The 17,948-nt window shown below is 45.9% G+C and carries 15 protein-coding genes; 3 read left to right on the top strand and 12 right to left on the bottom strand.

Features of this window, described 5'->3' with window-relative positions:
• Positions 1-13 precede the first annotated feature (13 nt).
• The 5 genes from ccoO to PNUC_RS02360 all read right to left on the bottom strand — a co-directional run bounded on the left by ccoO (position 14) and on the right by PNUC_RS02360 (position 6,117).
• Positions 14-664 (bottom strand): cytochrome-c oxidase, cbb3-type subunit II, encoded by a 651-nt coding sequence (ccoO, locus tag PNUC_RS02380; protein ID WP_011902299.1) that lies wholly within the window; start codon positions 662-664, stop codon positions 14-16.
• Positions 665-674: 10 nt separating this feature from the next.
• On the bottom strand, positions 675-2,117 hold the full coding sequence (gene ccoN / locus PNUC_RS02375; protein WP_011902298.1) for a cytochrome-c oxidase, cbb3-type subunit I: 1,443 nt from the start codon (positions 2,115-2,117) through the stop codon (positions 675-677).
• A 170-nt stretch (positions 2,118-2,287) separates the two neighbouring features.
• Entirely contained in the window at positions 2,288-2,464 is a 177-nt protein-coding gene (ccoS, locus tag PNUC_RS02370) for a cbb3-type cytochrome oxidase assembly protein CcoS (protein WP_011902297.1), read from the bottom strand.
• 9 nt (positions 2,465-2,473) lie between these two features.
• Positions 2,474-4,909 (bottom strand): heavy metal translocating P-type ATPase, encoded by a 2,436-nt coding sequence (locus PNUC_RS02365; RefSeq protein ID WP_011902296.1) that lies wholly within the window; start codon positions 4,907-4,909, stop codon positions 2,474-2,476.
• 8 nt (positions 4,910-4,917) lie between these two features.
• Positions 4,918-6,117 (bottom strand): MFS transporter, encoded by a 1,200-nt coding sequence (locus PNUC_RS02360; protein WP_201721418.1) that lies wholly within the window; start codon positions 6,115-6,117, stop codon positions 4,918-4,920.
• A 135-nt stretch (positions 6,118-6,252) separates the two neighbouring features.
• Between PNUC_RS02360 and PNUC_RS02355 the strand changes: the two genes are divergently transcribed.
• Positions 6,253-7,218, top strand: coding sequence for a Bug family tripartite tricarboxylate transporter substrate binding protein (locus PNUC_RS02355; RefSeq protein WP_064721947.1), 966 nt, complete (start codon positions 6,253-6,255; stop codon positions 7,216-7,218).
• A gap of 10 nt (positions 7,219-7,228) precedes the next feature.
• Here the strand turns inward: PNUC_RS02355 and PNUC_RS02350 are convergent, their stop codons facing one another.
• Positions 7,229-7,984: a 2OG-Fe dioxygenase family protein gene (locus tag PNUC_RS02350; RefSeq protein WP_011902293.1), complete on the bottom strand. Its 756-nt coding sequence runs from the start codon at positions 7,982-7,984 to the stop codon at positions 7,229-7,231.
• A 45-nt stretch (positions 7,985-8,029) separates the two neighbouring features.
• Complete coding sequence (gene clpB / locus PNUC_RS02345) at positions 8,030-10,633, bottom strand: ATP-dependent chaperone ClpB (RefSeq protein WP_011902292.1); 2,604 nt, start codon at positions 10,631-10,633, stop codon at positions 8,030-8,032.
• Between the two features lie 103 nt (positions 10,634-10,736).
• On the opposite strand from clpB, the gene PNUC_RS02340 reads away from it, so the two are divergent.
• A complete protein-coding gene (locus tag PNUC_RS02340; protein ID WP_011902291.1) occupies positions 10,737-10,979 on the top strand; it encodes a GIY-YIG nuclease family protein in 243 nt (80 codons plus the stop codon).
• Positions 10,980-11,098: 119 nt separating this feature from the next.
• Positions 11,099-12,697 carry a gamma-glutamyltransferase gene (gene ggt, locus PNUC_RS02335; protein WP_011902290.1) on the top strand — a complete coding sequence of 533 codons (1,599 nt, stop codon included), beginning with the start codon at positions 11,099-11,101 and terminating at the stop codon, positions 12,695-12,697.
• A 72-nt stretch (positions 12,698-12,769) separates the two neighbouring features.
• Here ggt and oxlT read toward each other — a convergent pair whose 3' ends face one another.
• From oxlT to PNUC_RS02310, 5 genes are all read right to left on the bottom strand, one after another.
• The gene (oxlT, locus tag PNUC_RS02330) at positions 12,770-14,038 is read right to left on the bottom strand and encodes an oxalate/formate MFS antiporter (protein WP_011902289.1); all 1,269 of its coding nucleotides are present in this window, start codon (positions 14,036-14,038) and stop codon (positions 12,770-12,772) included.
• A 232-nt stretch (positions 14,039-14,270) separates the two neighbouring features.
• Positions 14,271-15,929 (bottom strand): carboxylesterase/lipase family protein, encoded by a 1,659-nt coding sequence (locus tag PNUC_RS02325; protein WP_011902288.1) that lies wholly within the window; start codon positions 15,927-15,929, stop codon positions 14,271-14,273.
• Between the two features lie 31 nt (positions 15,930-15,960).
• Positions 15,961-16,425: a molybdopterin synthase catalytic subunit MoaE gene (gene moaE, locus PNUC_RS02320; protein WP_011902287.1), complete on the bottom strand. Its 465-nt coding sequence runs from the start codon at positions 16,423-16,425 to the stop codon at positions 15,961-15,963.
• 1 nt (position 16,426) lies between these two features.
• A complete protein-coding gene (moaD, locus tag PNUC_RS02315) occupies positions 16,427-16,684 on the bottom strand; it encodes a molybdopterin converting factor subunit 1 (RefSeq protein ID WP_011902286.1) in 258 nt (85 codons plus the stop codon).
• 18 nt (positions 16,685-16,702) lie between these two features.
• Positions 16,703-17,944 (bottom strand): molybdopterin molybdotransferase MoeA, encoded by a 1,242-nt coding sequence (locus PNUC_RS02310; protein WP_011902285.1) that lies wholly within the window; start codon positions 17,942-17,944, stop codon positions 16,703-16,705.
• Positions 17,945-17,948: the final 4 nt, after the last annotated feature.

The following is a 17,948-nucleotide window of genomic DNA, read 5'->3' as shown; positions in this document are numbered from 1 at the left end:
TATCTCACCAACATTACTTGGCAACGACCTCGTCAACAATGATGTATCTACGATTAATGCCAAGACCTTGGAGATAAGCAACCAAAGCATCTAACTCAGTCTTACCTTCCAACTCTTTAGGTGCATTTGCAATATCGTCATCGGTATAAGGCACGCCCAAACGACGCATTGCCACCATATGAGACTGAATGGTATTTGCATCAGCGGCATTCTTAGCCAACCAAGGATAAGCAGGCATATTGGACTCAGGAACCACATCACGAGGATTATTCAAGTGAATTTGATGCCATGCATCAGAGTACTTACCACCAACGCGGGCCAAGTCAGGACCAGTACGTTTACTACCCCATAAGAATGGATGATCAAATACAGACTCACCAGCCAATGAGTAAGGGCCATAACGCTCAACTTCAGAGCGGAGTGTACGAATCTGTTGTGAATGGCAGCCAACACAACCTTCGCGCTGATAAATATCGCGACCAGCCAAACGTAAGGCTGAGTAAGGCACTACACCAGGACTAGGCTCAGTAGTGGAATGCTGGAAAAACAAAGGAACGATCTGCACTAAACCGGCAACTGAAATTGCCGCAATAGTAGCGATGATCAACCAACCAACATTACGCTCAAGCGTTTCGTGGGAGAAAAATCGACGTTGTTCTGACATGTTCTTATCCTTAATGAGCAGCAATCGACGCTTGTGGAATCGGAGCGTCTATAAATTTTTTGTGAGCTACTGTCTTGTACACGTTGTAGGCCATGATGAACATGCCGCTTAAGTAGCACAGACCACCCAATAAACGAATGACGTAGAACGGATAGGTTGCTTTGACAGATTCAACAAAGCTATAAGTCAAGGTACCGTCTGGCTCAAACGCTCTCCACATCAAACCTTGCATCACTCCAGCAATCCACATAGCAGCGATATAAATCACTACACCAATAGTTGCTATCCAAAAATGCAATTCGATTAATTTAGTGCTGTACATATCCCGCTGACCAACCAAACGTGGAATCAGGTAGTACAAGGAGCCAATGGTGATCATAGCTACCCAACCTAATGCACCAGAGTGCACGTGACCAATTGTCCAGTCAGTGTAATGAGACAAACTATTCACTGTCTTGATGGACATCATTGAGCCTTCGAAGGTAGACATGCCGTAGAAGGACAACGCCACTACCAAGAACTTCAAGATAGGATCACGACGTAATTTATACCAAGCGCCAGACAGGGTCATGATGCCGTTGATCATGCCACCCCATGACGGAGCCAATAAGATTAATGAGAAAACCATGCCAAGAGACTGAGTCCAGTCCGGCAATGAAGTGTGCTGCAAATGGTGAGGACCTGCCCACATGTATGTAAAGTTCAAAGCCCAAAAGTGAACGATCGACAAACGATAGGAGTAAATCGGGCGCTCAGCCTGCTTAGGAATGAAGTAGTACATCATGCCCAAGAAACTAGTGGTCAAAAAGAAGCCTACTGCGTTGTGACCATACCACCACTGAATCATTGCATCTTGAGCGCCAGAATATGCAGAATAAGACTTAAATAGGCTTGCAGGCATTTCGATGTTATTCACAATATGCAAAACAGCAATCGTCAGAATATAGGCACCAAAGAACCAGTTTGAAACATAAATATGTTTTGTCTTACGTTTGATTACTGTGCCGAAGAAGACAACCGCATATGCAACCCAAACTACTGTAATTAAGATATCAATTGGCCACTCTAACTCTGCATACTCTTTAGATGTAGTAATACCGAGTGGTAATGTGATTGCCGCAGATACGATCACTGCTTGCCATCCCCAAAATGTAAATGCCGCTAACTTGTCACAGAAGAGACGAACTTGACAGGTTCTTTGCACGATGTAGTAAGACGTAGCAAAGAGTGCAGATCCACCAAACGCAAAAATCACTGCATTGGTATGTAATGGGCGCAAACGACCATAACTCAGCCAAGGAATATTGAAAGTGATTTCCGGCCAGATCAACTGGGCTGCGAGGATAACCCCCACGAGCATGCCCACGATTCCCCACAGCACGGTAACGATGGCAAATTGACTGATAACCTTGTAGTTGAAGTTATCTTGATTACTCCCCACGGTAAGTCCCATGGTTTCTCCTTTTTTGTGACCAAACAGCGACATAATCCAAATAGACTGATTCGATTATGAAAGTAAGGCCCCTAAGGGGGTTTGATCTATGTCAAAAAGGATTGCCCAAATTCAAGCGCTGGGCACAAGGTATACCCTGATAAGGATAATAACCCTTTAAAACATGATTATTATTGAGAGTGCTCACTAACTTTATGCTGCGCCGGCACATCATCATCCATCAAAATGGACTCACCTGGACCATTTAAGTCATCAAACTGACCGCTTTTGACTGACCAATGCAAAATCCAAGCTAAAAGTCCCACCAATACAAGGGATAAGGGGATCAAGATGTAGAGACTCTCCATCCCTACAGTCTAAGCCTTTCGCAAACGCCACGCATTTAAAGTGACGGCCAAAGAAGAGAGTGACATCCCAATGCCTGCAATCCATGGGTTTACTAAACCCATCATTGCCACAGGAATCGCAAGTAAGTTATAGATCAAAGCCCATAGTAAATTTTCTTTAATAATGACTGCTGTTTTATCGGCTAACTTTAATGTTTTAGCCAATGGCTCTAAAGAACTTGCAGTCAAGATAGCATCTGCACCTGCTGCTGCAAGTGGGGCTCCTGCCCCTACAGCAATTGAAATATCAGCACGCGCAAGCAGTGGGGCATCATTCACCCCATCACCAATCGCCCAAACAAAACGTCCTGATTCTTGGAGTTGCTCGATGTATTCATATTTATCTTCAGGCGTACAGCCTCCGCGATAACTATGAATACCCACATGGGAGGCCCACCATGCAACGGTTGCCGGGTCATCTCCCGATACTAAATGCACTCTGATGTTTCTGGTTTTGGCAGCTTGTAATAAATTTACTAAACCTGGACGTGGAGTATCCAGAAAAACAAAAGTAGCAATCAACCCCTGATCATCGGCAAGATGTACTTGACCATACTGTCCTACTCGAGCATCTGGAGTGATGCCCAACCAAGCAGCACTACCAAGACGGTAAGATCCAGAACTTAAACCTTTGCCAAGCAGGTTGATTACCGGATCTGCCAAGATGGGAAGACTTAACCGCTCACTTTCAATCGCACGCAATAATGAAAGTGCCAATGGATGGCGTTGCCCAGACTCTAAAGCCGCTGCTAACGCTAAAGCATCTTCACGACGATAGCCTGCTCTCAAATGAATGACCTCTTGTAACTCGGGCCGTCCCATCGTGAGAGTGCCCGTCTTGTCGAGCACTAAATCGCTTGCCTTAACTAAGCCCTCCAAGACATGACCGCGAACAATCAGAAGACCTAACTTAGTTACCGCGCCCTGAGCTGCCGCCATCGCAGTCGGCACTGCCAAAGACAAAGCACAAGGGCAACTTGCCACCAAAACAGAGACTAAAACTGTCCAGGCTTTACTGGGATCAAAATACAACCAAATTGCCGAGGAAATAAATGCACTCAGCAATAAACATCCTACAAAGTAGGCTGCCCACTTTTCTGCAAGGCTCACCATCACTGGCTTTGCAAGCAATGCTTGATCGAGCAATGAGGCAATGCCAGCAATACGGGTAGACTGCCCTACTGCATCGATTCTCATGAGCAATGGGTTTAGGATGTTGTGCGTTCCTGCATAAACACGATCGCCAATTTTTTTCTCAACCGGCTTTGATTCCCCCGTCAGCAAAGACTCATCAAGAGCACTCGCATTTTCAATTAATACTCCATCAGCTGGAACAACTTCTCCTGGAGATACACGCAATACTTCCCCTGGGTTGCAGTTCACTACGGGGACTACTTCCACCTCAAATGAATCTGGGTAAGAATGTAAGCGCTCGCATGTCGCTGGTAATTGTTTTGCTAAGGCCTCTGCCCCGCCCTGGGCATCCTGACGTGCAAGCAACTCCACGTAACGTGCCGCAAGAATAAAAGCGACAAACATGGTGATCGAATCAAAATAGCTTTGCCCCGATCCTGTAATCAGGTTGATCGTACCGGCAATAAATGCCAATGCTAGCGCCAGAGCAATTGGTACATCCATATTGAGCATATGAATTTGTCTGAAAGACTGAACGCTACGCCAAGCAGACTGAAATATAGGACCAGCCGAATACACCATTACCGGCACGGTTAATGCCCAACTAGTCCAACCCAATAACAAATCAAATTCTGGAGTAATGTCATTAGCACCAACATATGAAGGCCAGGCATACATCATGACTTGCATCATGCCTAGCAAAGCGACACCAAGCCTCGTTAGTAATTGTCTGCGTTCTTTTTTTACTCGATCCAATGAAAGCGATGGCTCAAATGGCCATGCTTCATAGCCAATTCTTTCTATCTCAAATAGAAGTCTGGCAAGGCTGGTTTTCTCTGGAGAAAAGCGAACCATGACTTTTTGGGTCACATAATTAATTTGTACGTCACTAACACCATCAATGCGACGCAAATGCTGCTCACATAACCATACACATGCTGCACAACGGATCTTTTCTAGACGTAAAGTGGTTTCTAGTACACCAGTATCGCCATAAGGTCTTGTAAACCGTCCTCTTAGCGAGAGATCATCGTAGGGTTTGAGTTTTTCAGGGATGTCATTGCTTGCTAAATAAGCTGCCGGCTTATCGCCAGATTGAGCGCGGCGTACATAAAAAACCTCTAAGCCTTCCCCATGAATTGTTTGTGCAATCGCCATACATCCAGGGCAACAAAAAGGCCGCAGGATCCCACCAAGCTCTGCCTCAATCAGCTCTCCTGGCAAGATCACACTAGAACAGTGGTAGCAAGTCATGTGTGTAGCTTTATTCATCGAGGTATTCAAGCTGATTTACCAGCCCAACCATTACGGCGCTCATACAGCACAAAGAGCACACCCCAAATCACGATTGCAGCATAAGCCCATATCCACGCCGCGTGTGATGAGCGTGAGCCTGCAATATCCAAGACAAAGCCAAAAATTGCAGGGCCCAATAAGCCACCACCAAAACCCATTAAAGAATGCAATCCCATAGCTGCACCCTTAATATTTTCTTGAGCGCTCATGACTAAGCCGGCCGTCAATGTTGCTGAGTCTGCCATGATAAAAACTGCATGCGCAACTGCTAAAATAATAATGAGCCACCATGTATGCCCAGTCGAACTGGCCAAGATAATACCGAGCACAGCACTCGTAATCATCGCGATACAAACCCATCTTTGTCGGCCAATCCGTAATGCAATTTCATTGCCTAATATCGAAGCAGGTACACCAAAGAAGTTAATGATTCCAGCCAATGTAGTAATCGCTAGAAAAAAGGATTCGCCAGAACTTATTGCGCAAAAAGCAAAGAAAGCCACAATCCAACTACGAGATGCAAAGAGCTCGATTGTATGGGCTGTATATCCAAAAATAAAACCAGCTGCTTTTTTATCTTGCAAGACTATCTTCCATTTATCTACTGGAAATAAATCACGCAATCGAATTTGCAAAGGCCCACTCCATTTTTCGTGATCGAGTGGCGGTATGAAACAAAGAACAATCACAAATGCTAGCAAGGGCCCTAAAGCAATGAGGCCAAATACATAACGCCACCCAAGCAAACTTAAGATCCACCCAGAACAAAGATAAGAGAAACCAGTGCCAATGCCAAAGAAGGCAGTATAAAAAGCAATATGGCGCGTGAGCTCTCCGGATTTGATTCGGTCTGACAAAATCTTCAGCCCAGGCATGTAGGTTCCGGCAAGCCCGGCCCCATTAATTGCCATGAATAACAAGGCAGTCCAAAAGTTATGGGAAAAAATTCCCATACCCAATAAACCGATTGCCGCAGACAAGCCCCCGATTAAATACACTTTGCGAGCATCGATCCGGTCGGTTAAAGCAGTAGCCACAGGTACGGCCAACATATAACCAAAGAAAAAAGCGCTGGCAATAAGGCCGGATTGGAGATTACTTAAGCCCCACTCCTCTTGTAATGGAGTAAGAACAACTGCATAACAGGCAAAACCCAATAAGGCACAGGTTTGTGCCATCAGCATAAGAGGGGTATAACTAGTTGAACGAAAGCGCATAAATAGTCAGTAGAAACGTGAACTCATTCTACTCGTCCCAGCCTTAAGACCCGCTACACTAATAGCTAATAAGACGGGGACAGCATGAAAATAAAATACTCCATGAAACAACTCTCTCTGCTGGGAATGGGCCTCCTTATTAGCTTGTATTGCACACTCACGATTGCAGACAACTACCCAACAAAGCCAATCAAAGCCATCGTTCCATTTGCCCCTGGAAGTGCTACCGACCAAATTGGTAGAGCCTTTGCAGCCAAAATGGGTGAAGCATTAGGCCAGCCAGTCATTGTTGAAAATCGGCCCGGCGCTAGCGGCATGATTGGCGCTGATGTCGTAGCTAAATCTCCCGCTGATGGCTATACGCTTTTATTTGGAACGAATAGTACGAATGCCGCATTAAAAAGTCTCGCTAAAAATCTTCCCTATAACCAAGACACAGCATTTACACCCATTGGATATTTTGGGTCGGTTCCACTGATTATTGCTGTCAATAATGATTTACCTGTGAAGTCGCTCAATGGTTTTGTCACACTGGCTAAATCCGATCCAGGGAAAGTGACCTTTGCATACGCTAGTGCTTCTCAGCGGGTTTCCTCCGAAATGCTGGCAAGCGTAGCTGGCATCAAAATGACTGGGGTTTCATATAAGAGCGGCCCTAATGCCATGACTGATTTAATTGGAGGTCAAGTTAATATGTTTAGCTCAGACTTTGCTGTGAGCCTACCCCAAGTCCAAGCAGGGAAAATTCACGGGCTCGCAGTCACCTCATTAAAACGCTCTCCTGCCATCCCTCAATTACCTACAGTAAATGAAGCTCTGGGCATTAAAAACTATGAATTGATTGCTTTCTTTGCTGCGTTTGGCCCCGCTAACATGCCAAAAGATATCGTTCTGAAACTGAATAATGCAATTAATGAGGCTGCTAAATCCAAAGATTTAGTCGAACGCTTTTCAGCAATGGGTTTTGAAACACAACCTGGTAGTCCTGAAGCCTTGGATAAAAAAATAAAATTGGAAACGGCTAAATGGGCTAAGGCTATTAAGGAGGCAGGGATGGAACCTGAATAGTTGTCTAGTCTTATTGCTGACTACGGTTTGGAGAGTCCTGAAAACCATTTGAGCGGTAAGTCAGAACTAAGGTATCTCGATAGCCGTAATTTCCGAGCGGCTGGATCGGGGTTGATTCATGAATCATGCGCGCATCATTCATCAACAACAAAGACCAAGGCTGTGAAAGCGTAAATCTCAAACCAGTAGAACCAGAGGCTTCGAAAATTCGAGTTTCACCACCTTTAATTCCCACTCGGTCTATTAAAAAGACAGCGACAAAATCGACGCCATCACGATGCGCACCCTCGGGTGTGGGACGCCCTATTCCATCGGTGGTATCAATCCGAAATTGATGAGCTTCCACAAACCAAGTTGTCACTGGCTTTTGGCCACTCAATAAGGCTCCAAGACCAAGGAGCAAAGACTGCCACGCTGGATTCGCAATTAAATGTGCCTGCATTGGCTCAAACCATCGTTCAATCCCCCCGTGCAATGCGTTGTAATCTACAGACTGCCAATGCGCACGATGTGGTACCAGCGTTAGTGTATTTGACTGAATTTCATAACTCGCATGACGACGATAACGGTAACGACCGCCATCCTTGAGATAGGGATCACGCGGCAATCCCTCCCAAAAATGAGAGATATCTTCCAGGCTGACTAGGGAAGTATTTGCAATATCTCCAACCGTTTCTGCAGAAGCTACTGCAAAACCATTATTTCGCAAGGCATCAGCCAAACCACTGGCGGGGGTTAAAAGGGGCGATAAATTAGCTGCAGTCATGTACCAAGTTTACTGGTGCAGGAAAATTCCTGCACCACGAGTTGATTAATGAACTTGGCGAGTAAAACTGAAGTCGCCTTTGTTATCCACATCTACCGGCACTGTATCTTTAGGCCCAAAAGTACCTTCCAGAATCATCTTGGAAACGGGGTTTTCAATATGCTGCTGGATAGCACGCTTGAGTGGTCTTGCCCCAAATACAGGATCAAAGCCCACCTCGGCAATCTTACTTAAGGCAGCATCACTCACCTCAAGCTGCATATCGACCTTAGCCAGACGATCTGACAAGTTTTTGAGGAGTATTTTCGCAATATTGGCAATATTGCCTTTATCCAAGCCGTGGAAGACAACAATTTCATCAATCCGGTTCAAGAACTCTGGACGGAAGTGGTTCTTCAATTCCTCAAATACCGCTTCCTTAATTTCAGCCTGCTTCTTATCAACCATAGATTGGATTAGATGCGAACCAATATTACTGGTCATCACAATCACAGTATTTTTGAAGTCAACCGTGCGGCCTTGACCATCGGTTAAGCGACCATCATCTAGAACCTGCAAGAGCACGTTAAAGACATCTGGATGTGCTTTTTCAATTTCATCAAACAAGATGACGCTATATGGATGACGACGAACTTGTTCAGTTAAATATCCACCCTCTTCGTAACCAACATAACCTGGAGGGGCGCCAATCAAACGGGCAACGCTATGTTTCTCCATGAACTCACTCATGTCGATACGGATCAGATGATCTTCACTGTCAAACAAGAAGCCTGCTAAAGCTTTGCAAAGCTCTGTCTTACCAACACCTGTGGGCCCAAGGAACAAGAAGGATCCATACGGACGATTCTCTTCAGCTAAGCCAGCACGGGAGCGACGAATCGCATCTGACACTGCACGAATGGCTTCTTCCTGACCAACAACGCGCTTGTGCAGTAACTCTTCCATTTTGAGAAGCTTGTCACGCTCGCCCTGCATCATCTTAGAAACCGGAATACCAGTAGCACGAGAAACCACCTCGGCAATCTCTTCAGCACCAACTTGAGTGCGCAGCAATTTATTCTTCACTACGCCATTTTTATCACCCTTGGCTTCAGCAGCCGCAGCAGATTTGAGTTTAGCCTCTAACTCAGGAAGTTTGCTGTATTGCAATTCAGCAACCTGCTCAAGCTTGCCTTCGCGCTGTAACTTCACAATGTCAGCACGGATTTTTTCAATTTCTTCTTTCAGATTGGCAGCGCCTAATACAGCACCCTTCTCTGCTTTCCAGATTTCCTCTAAGTCCGCATACTCGGCACCAAGACGTTTAATTTCATCCTCGATTAAGCCCAGACGCTTTTGCGAAGCCTCATCTTTTTCCTTCTTAACGGCTTCGCGCTCAATCTTGAGCTGTATCAGACGGCGCTCTAGCTTATCCATCACCTCTGGCTTAGAGTCGATCTCCATCCGAATGCGTGAACCCGCCTCATCAATTAAATCAATCGCCTTATCTGGTAAGAAACGATCGGTAATGTAGCGATGCGACAACTCAGCTGCCGCCACGATAGCTGGATCAGTAATTTCTATCCCGTGATGAAGCTCATAGCGCTCTTGTAAGCCACGCAAGATGGCAATAGTCGCCTCCACACTCGGCTCCTCTACCATGACTTTTTGGAAGCGACGCTCAAGTGCGGGATCTTTTTCAATGTACTTACGATACTCATCCAAGGTAGTTGCGCCAATACAATGCAACTCACCACGTGCCAAGGCAGGCTTAAGCATATTGCCAGCATCCATAGCGCCATCGCCCTTACCAGCTCCAACCATGGTGTGGATCTCATCGATAAAAATGATGGTTTGACCTTCATCCTTAGCAACATCACTCAGAACCGCCTTAAGGCGCTCCTCAAATTCACCACGATACTTGGCACCAGCCAATAACAAGGCCATATCCAGAACCAGTACACGTTTATTTTTAAGGGTCTCAGGCACCTCGCCATTCACAATGCGTTGCGCCAAGCCTTCAACAATGGCAGTCTTACCGACCCCTGGCTCGCCAATCAACACTGGATTGTTTTTACCGCGACGTTGCAAAATCTGAATGGTGCGACGAATTTCATCATCACGCCCAATCACTGGATCCAATTTACCCGCGCGCGCACGCTCCGTTAAATCGACCGTATATTTTTTTAAAGCTTCCCGTTGACCTTCAGCATCTGCACTATTCACTGACTCTCCTCCGCGCACTAAATCAATAGCCGCTTCTAACGATTTACGATTTAAACCATTCTCGCGAGCCACTTTACCGAGCTCACCCTTGTCATCAGCCACTACTAGCAAAAATAACTCGCCAGCAATGAATTGATCATTCTTCTTGTTTGCTTCTTTCTCGCATAAGTTGAGCCAATTACTTAAATCACGCCCAACTTGAACCTCTCCGCTGGTGCCCTGCACTTCTGGCAAATTACCAATCAGCTTTTCCACACCTTTTTCAAGGCCTAGCACATTGACTCCAGCGCGCGTGAGCAAACTTTTTGCCCCACCATCAGAGTCACGAAGCATCGCTAACAGAAGATGGGCGGGCTCAATATATTGGTTGTCTTTGGCTAAAGCGATACTTTGGGCTTCACTAAGAGCCTCTTGAAATTTGGTTGTTAACTTATCTATTCTCATTTTTTAAACTCCATTAACTTCGTATATACCTATCTATAGAATATAAGGGCAATATTAATAATTTCAAGCATCTAACCCACTTTAAACCCTAATTTCCTTTATTTTGACCTGGCTTGTTTATCTCCTCGAATGTGCTGATGGCACTTACTATGCTGGCATCACCAACCGTTTAGAGCATCGCTTAGAGGCCCATAACTCAGGGCAAGGTGCCCGCTATACGAGGTCCCGCAGACCAGTAATCCTCTTGGCAACCCAAAAGCACCCAAACCGATCAGAAGCGTCTAAAGCTGAGCTTCGCTTAAAGCGTTTGCCCCGTACAGAGAAGCTCGCCTTTTTTGAGTTTTAGCTCGGCTATCACTGCTGCGCACTAAAGCAACCAATATTGTGCAAAGTCAGTAAATCCGCATTTCTTTGAGCTCTACAATATGGACATAACTAAATTAACGAACTTAATGGAGAACAAACATGCAGCCTAAATGGGGAATTAGGGGAATGGCGGTAGCGCCACATTCCCTAGCATCGGAATCAGCATTAGCCGTTTTACGAGAAGGCGGCAATGCTTTGGAAGCCATGGTCGCAGCAGCAGCAACTATCGCTGTTGTTTATCCCCATATGAACTCCATTGGTGGCGACTCATTTTGGGTGATTCATTCTCCTGGCAAAGCCATGGGCGGTATTGATGCTTGTGGCGCGGCGGCTGGTCTAGCCACTAAGAAATGGTATGCAGAGCGCGGCATTACTAAAGCCATCCCTTTTCGTGGTGCAGTAGCGGCCAATACCGTCGCTGGAACAATCTCTGGCTGGGGAGCAGCGCACCAACTATCCAAGCAAGGATTGGGTGGCAAGTTACCGTTATCCCGACTGCTCGCAGATGCGATTCACTATGCAGAAGCTGGCACACCCGTTACCTTCAGTCAATCTAGCCTGACTACCAAGAAGGCTGAAGAGCTTAGCCCTATTCCCGGCTTTGCAGAGACCTTTTTAGTCAATGGAAAAGCGCCTATTGTTGGCAGCATCTTTAAACAAGAGCGTCTTGCGAAAACCTTGCGCCAAATTGCCAAAAAAGGTACCGACGATTACTACCGGGGTGAATTGGCTGAATCATTAGCCAAGGAACTAACCGAATTAGGTAGTCCACTCAGATTAGACGATCTTCATCGTCATCACGCAAAACTCATAGACCCCCTAGAGCTACAACACAGTATGGGTAATGTCTACAACATGACTCCACCGACGCAAGGTGTGGTCTCATTAATGATTATTGGCATCCTGGATCAATTAAATTTGAAACGCTTCAAAGTGGATAGCGCCCAATATGTTCATCATTGTGTTGAGGCGACTAAACAAGCTTTTAAAGTGCGCGATCAGTTTGTAACCGATCCCGCGTACATGAAAAAACATGCACAGTCCTTCTTGGCGCCTGCATTTTTGAAGAAACTCGCTAAGAATATTGATCCTGAAAAAGCACTTCCTTGGGGTCAAGGTAAAGGTCCTGCAGATACCATTTGGATGGGCGTCATTGATGGCGACGGTAATTGTGTTTCATTTATTCAAAGCATCTACCACGAATTTGGCGCAGGAATTGTGTTGCCGACATCGGGCGTTAATTGGCAAAACCGGGGGTGCAGTTTTTCCCTCGACCCAAAAACACTGAATCACCTTGAGCCTTATCGCAAGCCATTCCATACACTGAATCCAGCGATGGCTTTATTTAAGGATGGTCGTTCGATGGTATATGGCACGATGGGTGGGGATGGCCAACCTCAAACTCAATGTGCAGTATTCACACGCACTGCCACTTATGGTCTTGATCCGCAAGACGCCATCAGTCGCCCACGTTGGTTACTTGGTCGTACTTGGGGCCAAACCAGTGATAGCCTGAAATTAGAGTCGCGTTTTAGTCCTTGGGTGGCCAAAGAACTTCATGCTCTAGGCCATGAGATTGAAATGCTAGATGCTTTTGATGAGACTGTCGGCCACGCAGGCTGCATCATTCGCAATCCATCGGGCACCCTCCAGGGTGGCTGGGATCCTAGGAGTGATGGCGCAGTCAGCTCTTTTTAATACTGCAGTATTCCGATGGCAATAAAAAAGGCTACTTGTTTGGTAGCCTTTTTTCCATCAACAGTTTCTAGCTTAAGCAGTACGTGACTTCAAATACTTAGCACGCATTGGGCGTAGAACAAAGAACGCCAAGATGGCAGCTGTCGCATCCAATACGATCATGATGGCAAACACAGGCATCCAGCTATCAGTCGCGCCGTGAATGTACGCTGCAATTGGTCCACCAATAATGGAACCAACGCCTTGAGCCATGTAAAGAAAACCATAGTTTGTCGTGGCATGCTTTTGACCAAAAGTATCAGTCAAAGTGGACGGAAATAAAGAGAAAATCTCACCCCAACCAAAGAACACAACACCAGACAAAAGAACGAATAACACTGGATCAGTACGTGTAGTAACCCAGACAAACATCGCAATTGCTTCCAAGCCAAATGCAATAGTCATAGTGTATTCACGTCCGATACGATCAGATACCCATCCAAATAAGGGGCGGGTTAAACCATTCGTGACACGGTCAATAGTTAAGGCTAAAGGTAAGGCAGCCATACCGAAAACAAGCGCTGACGTAATGCCAAAGTCTTTTGCGAAGGCGCCCATTTGAGAGATCACCATGAGTCCTGATGTAGACATCATGGACATCATCAAAAACATGACCCAAAATACCGGTGTCTTCAACATAGTCTTTGGTGCAACTCCTGCTGCTGCAGCTTCGATTTGACCAGCTGTTTGCACACGATCGGCGTGGGGCACGCGAATACCTTGTGCAGCCAATAATCCAACGGCACCAATGATGTATCCAAAAAATGTCAGCGTGCCCTGAATACCAGATACAGCCAAACTGTCAGCGATTGGGAAAGTAGTCAGTAATGCGCCGATGCCATAACCAGCAGCAACCATACCAACTGCAAAGCCGCGGTTATTTGGAAACCAACGCACCATCAAACCAACAACACCAATGTAAACAATACCGGTGCCCAAGCCACCCAAAACACCATAAGTGATGTAAAGATTAGAGACGGTAGTGAGATTGGCAGAAAGAACCCAACTTGCACCAGTCAATATGGTACCGATTGATAAAAGAAGACGTGGGCCAAACTTATCTACCAAATATCCCTGAAAGGGTGAGAAAAAAGTTTGCAGCACAATCAAAATAGAAAACGTGACTTGCAGCTCTGTCAAAGTAACACCAAGCTGCCCCATGATTGGCTTGGTAAATAGAGCCCATACATATTGCGGGCTGGATATAGACATCATGCAAATTACACCCAAGGCCAATTGAACCCACTTGGACTTGAGGGGATTGCTACTAGTGCTTTTGGCACCCATTACAGCTGAAGTCATAAAAATCTCCGGTTTATTGATAAATCAAAATTTCTAAATTTCTTTTGTATGGGCATTTTGATCCAATCTTTCGGGTAATTACTGAGGGATGCGCCAAATTAGTGCGTATATGCATCTTCCAACATTGTTAGATGCACCAATTTAATCTCCGCACTAAGAAATTAACCTTCCTTAAAGCAAAAAACCACCCCGAGAGGTGGTTTTTCTAAAATATGCGGTGCTATCCAAAAAGCTAAAACTTTGCCTTGATTTCCTCTTCAGCATACATTTCCCTCATATGCAGAATTTGATAAGCCACTCGCTCTTTTAGTAAACCAGTAACCGTTTCTTTGTCATAGGAAAAATTTCTCATGACATCGTCATTTAAGCTATAGATCGGCCAGTTAGCTTGACCATTGACGTTCGGGTTACCAGACTTAGCAAAAGCAGCCCAGCTAGCAGACATTTTTTCTGACATGGCTTTATCTTCGGGGCTATTTTTATCGGTGATTGGATACCAATATTTAGACCAAACACCCTTTTCCTTCAGCTCTGCAGTCGCTTTTGCAATGCGGCCACACTGATCTGCACCTGATTCAACTTGTTTTGGCGCTTGGGGCATTAAGCCGTAACTTCCAAATACAAAACTGATTTCAAAGGTATGAGGTACGCCTGGATAAGCGGGGCGAATATTCTTGGTTAAGTAATCAAAATAATATGCATATCCCGGCGCAACACCGCGCATGCTATCTGCAAGAGATTTTGTGCTTCCACGATAGAACATATCGCCCATGATGTCTGATGACAATATGCACTTGTCATTATCCTGCGCGTAAAGTGTGTCAATGATTTTTGGGTTTTCACGAAACATCTTCACCAGCTTATCTACTGGAGGCTGTCCAGGCACCAGGAAGCTGGAATCCCAAGAGTTGGTGCCAATCATGAAAGGCACTTTAGCCTGTTTACCAGCGGCAAATAAAGGAACGGGATCCCCCTGAAGGATTTGCCCATCAATAAAAGGGCCTCCAAACTCCCCTTCCTCAAAAATAGCTGGCGTTAAGACCAACTGTTTTGTAGGTAAATTTCTTAATTCTTTCAGATTTTTGACGCCAAGTGCATTCATATACTTGGCATCTATTTCCACCTCTGGAGTCATCCCTAAGCGCTTCTCTGTCATGCCACGCAAAGGACTTTGTTGTGCACTCTCAGCAATTGCTCTATGAAATAGTCCTTTAGCAGCATCCGATACCATTAACCAGGTAACACTACGTCCTCCTGCTGATTCGCCAAAGATAGTGACATTATTTGGATCACCACCAAATGCTGCAATATTATTTTTAACCCATTTCAACGCAGCAATTTGATCCATGGTGCCGTAGTTACCAACCGGCTCACCTTTAGCCTTAGCCTCTTCAATCAACTCCTTGGTAGCAAAGAAACCAAAGGTACCTAAACGATAGTCAAAGGTAACGACAATGACACCATTCTTCACTAAATTAATTGGAGTGAACTGCGCATCTCTGCTGCCATCAACAAATAAGCCGCCACCATGAATCCAAACCATGACTGGTAAATGCTTGCCGGTTTTTTTGGGAGCAAAGACATTGAGCTTAAGACAATCCTCATTCCCAGGCAAAGACAGGCCAGTACTTAAGTTTTTAACATAGGGTTGAGGGCAGGAGTCCCCAAACTGACTGGCATCACGGGTACCACTCCAAGAGAGAGCAGGCTGCGGAGGTCTCCAGCGTAACTCGGCTACTGGTGGGGCTGCATAAGGAATATTTTTGAAGGCCTGCATGTTGTGCTCGATCGCACCTTGAAGTCGACCAGCTTCAATTTGAGCAACAGGTCTATCAGCAGCGCATACGTTTAATGCAATAGCACTGAATAGCCAGGCAATTAATTTCTTCATTTATATCCCTCTTGCGAAAAATGAGTACAGCTTAAGATTTATTCCAACGAGCCATTGCAGTCTCATCAGTAACACGCGCATCCACCCAGCGACTTCCCTCTGGGGTGTCTTCTTTTTTCCAGAAAGGCGCAGCTGTCTTGAGATAGTCCATGATGAACTCACACGCCGAGAAGGCTTCGCCACGATGAGCACTAGTTACTGCCACCAAAACAATTTGATCCTCTGGGAGTAATAAGCCCACGCGATGAATTACCAGCGTTTGAAATATATTCCAGCGAGTAGCTGCTTGATCCAAAATTGCTTGCAATGATTTTTCAGTCATGCCTGGGTAGTGCTCAAGTGTCATACCCTTGACTTGACTACCGTCACTCAAATCCCGCACAGTGCCTAAAAAGGACACCACGGCACCAACGCGCGCATCGCCCTTACGCAGAGCTACAATTTCAGCACTGAGATCAAAATCTTGCTCTTGAATGCGAATTACAGAATTTGACATTTCATCCACCTGTCACTGGTGGAAAGAAAGCCACTTCCGCACCTTCTTCCAGTCTAGTACTTGTATCAACCATATGGTGATTGAGAGCACAGCGCATGGATTTACCATCGGCGAGCACTTCAGCCCAAGCTCCACCGCGCTGAGCAAGATAAACCCTCAACTCAGTAATAGTGTGAATTGAATCTGGAATTTCAATATTCTCTTGTCCAACGCCAAGGGCTTCACGCAAGGAGGCAAAGAATCGCAATTCGAGTTTCATCTGAGAATCGTAATCCGATTAAGTGAGGAGCGCATCAAAAGGAATATATTTCACTAGATCACCCTTTTTCACAGGCTGACCTGGAGGGCAGTCTACCAAGCCATCACCCCACGAGGCACTCGTGAGTACGCCGGAGCTCTGATTGGGGAATAACTCGAGTCCACCCTCAGCATTTACCTTCACTCGCAAAAATTCATTGCGGCGATCGGCTTTAAGCCAATCAAAGTCAGCGCGCATGAAATACGATTGCATGGGCTTCACATCTCTTCCCTGTAACTTCAAGATAAAGGGGCGCACAAACAGTAGGAAGGTGACAAAACTAGAGACTGGATTACCTGGCAAGCCAATAAACCAAGCCTCCCCATCCTGAGGTTCGCTCGATTTACGAACAGCCCCAAATGCCAAGGGCTTTCCGGGTTTAATTGCAATCTGCCAAAGATCTAATCTGCCTTCAGCACTTACTGCAGGCTTAATGTGATCTTCTTCGCCAACCGATACACCACCCGAAGTAATGATCAAATCATGATCCTTGCTAGCCTTGCGCAAAGCCTCGCGAGTAGCGTCTAATCGATCTGGAACAATTCCTAAATCAGTGGCTTCACAACCCAATGATCTGAGGCACGCCAATAATGTATCTCGATTGGAGTTATAAATACCACCCGGCTTTAATGGCTCACCTGGAAGCGCTAACTCATCACCAGTAAAGAAAGCGGCTACTTTAACGCGACGCTTTACATTTAAATGGGTAAGACCTGCAGAGGCGGCTACTCCAAGCTCTTGAGGCCGCAATAATATTCCCGCTGATAAAGCAGTCTTACCAACGCTGAGATCTTCGCCCTGACGCCGAATCCATTGCCCAGCGCTTGGCGCAATATTGATTTGCACTTGGTCGGAAGCTCCATCAGGGATTACACAATCCTCTTGCATGACTACGGCATCAGCACCAGAAGGAATTGGTGCACCCGTAAATATTCTGGCAGCGCTACCTGCGTGTAGAGGAGTTCCCATGGATCCCGCAGGAATGCGCTGAGCTATGACAAGTACGTTTCCAGGAATGGCGGTATCTGCAGTGCGCACGGCATAACCATCCATAGAGGTGTTATCTTGCGGCGGCACATCTACCAGGCTTTTGACATCTTCAGCTAATACACGCCCTAAGGCAGCCTGCATTGGAACTCGCTCGCTGTCACTGACAACTTGTGCATTGCTTAGTAAATGGTCTAAAGCCTGCTGTGCAGTCAACATCGGTGGCTTAGTCATAACG

The organism is Polynucleobacter asymbioticus QLW-P1DMWA-1 (genome assembly GCF_000016345.1).
GTDB lineage: Bacteria > Pseudomonadota > Gammaproteobacteria > Burkholderiales > Burkholderiaceae > Polynucleobacter > Polynucleobacter asymbioticus.
This window is presented reverse-complemented; position numbering and strand designations above follow the sequence as displayed.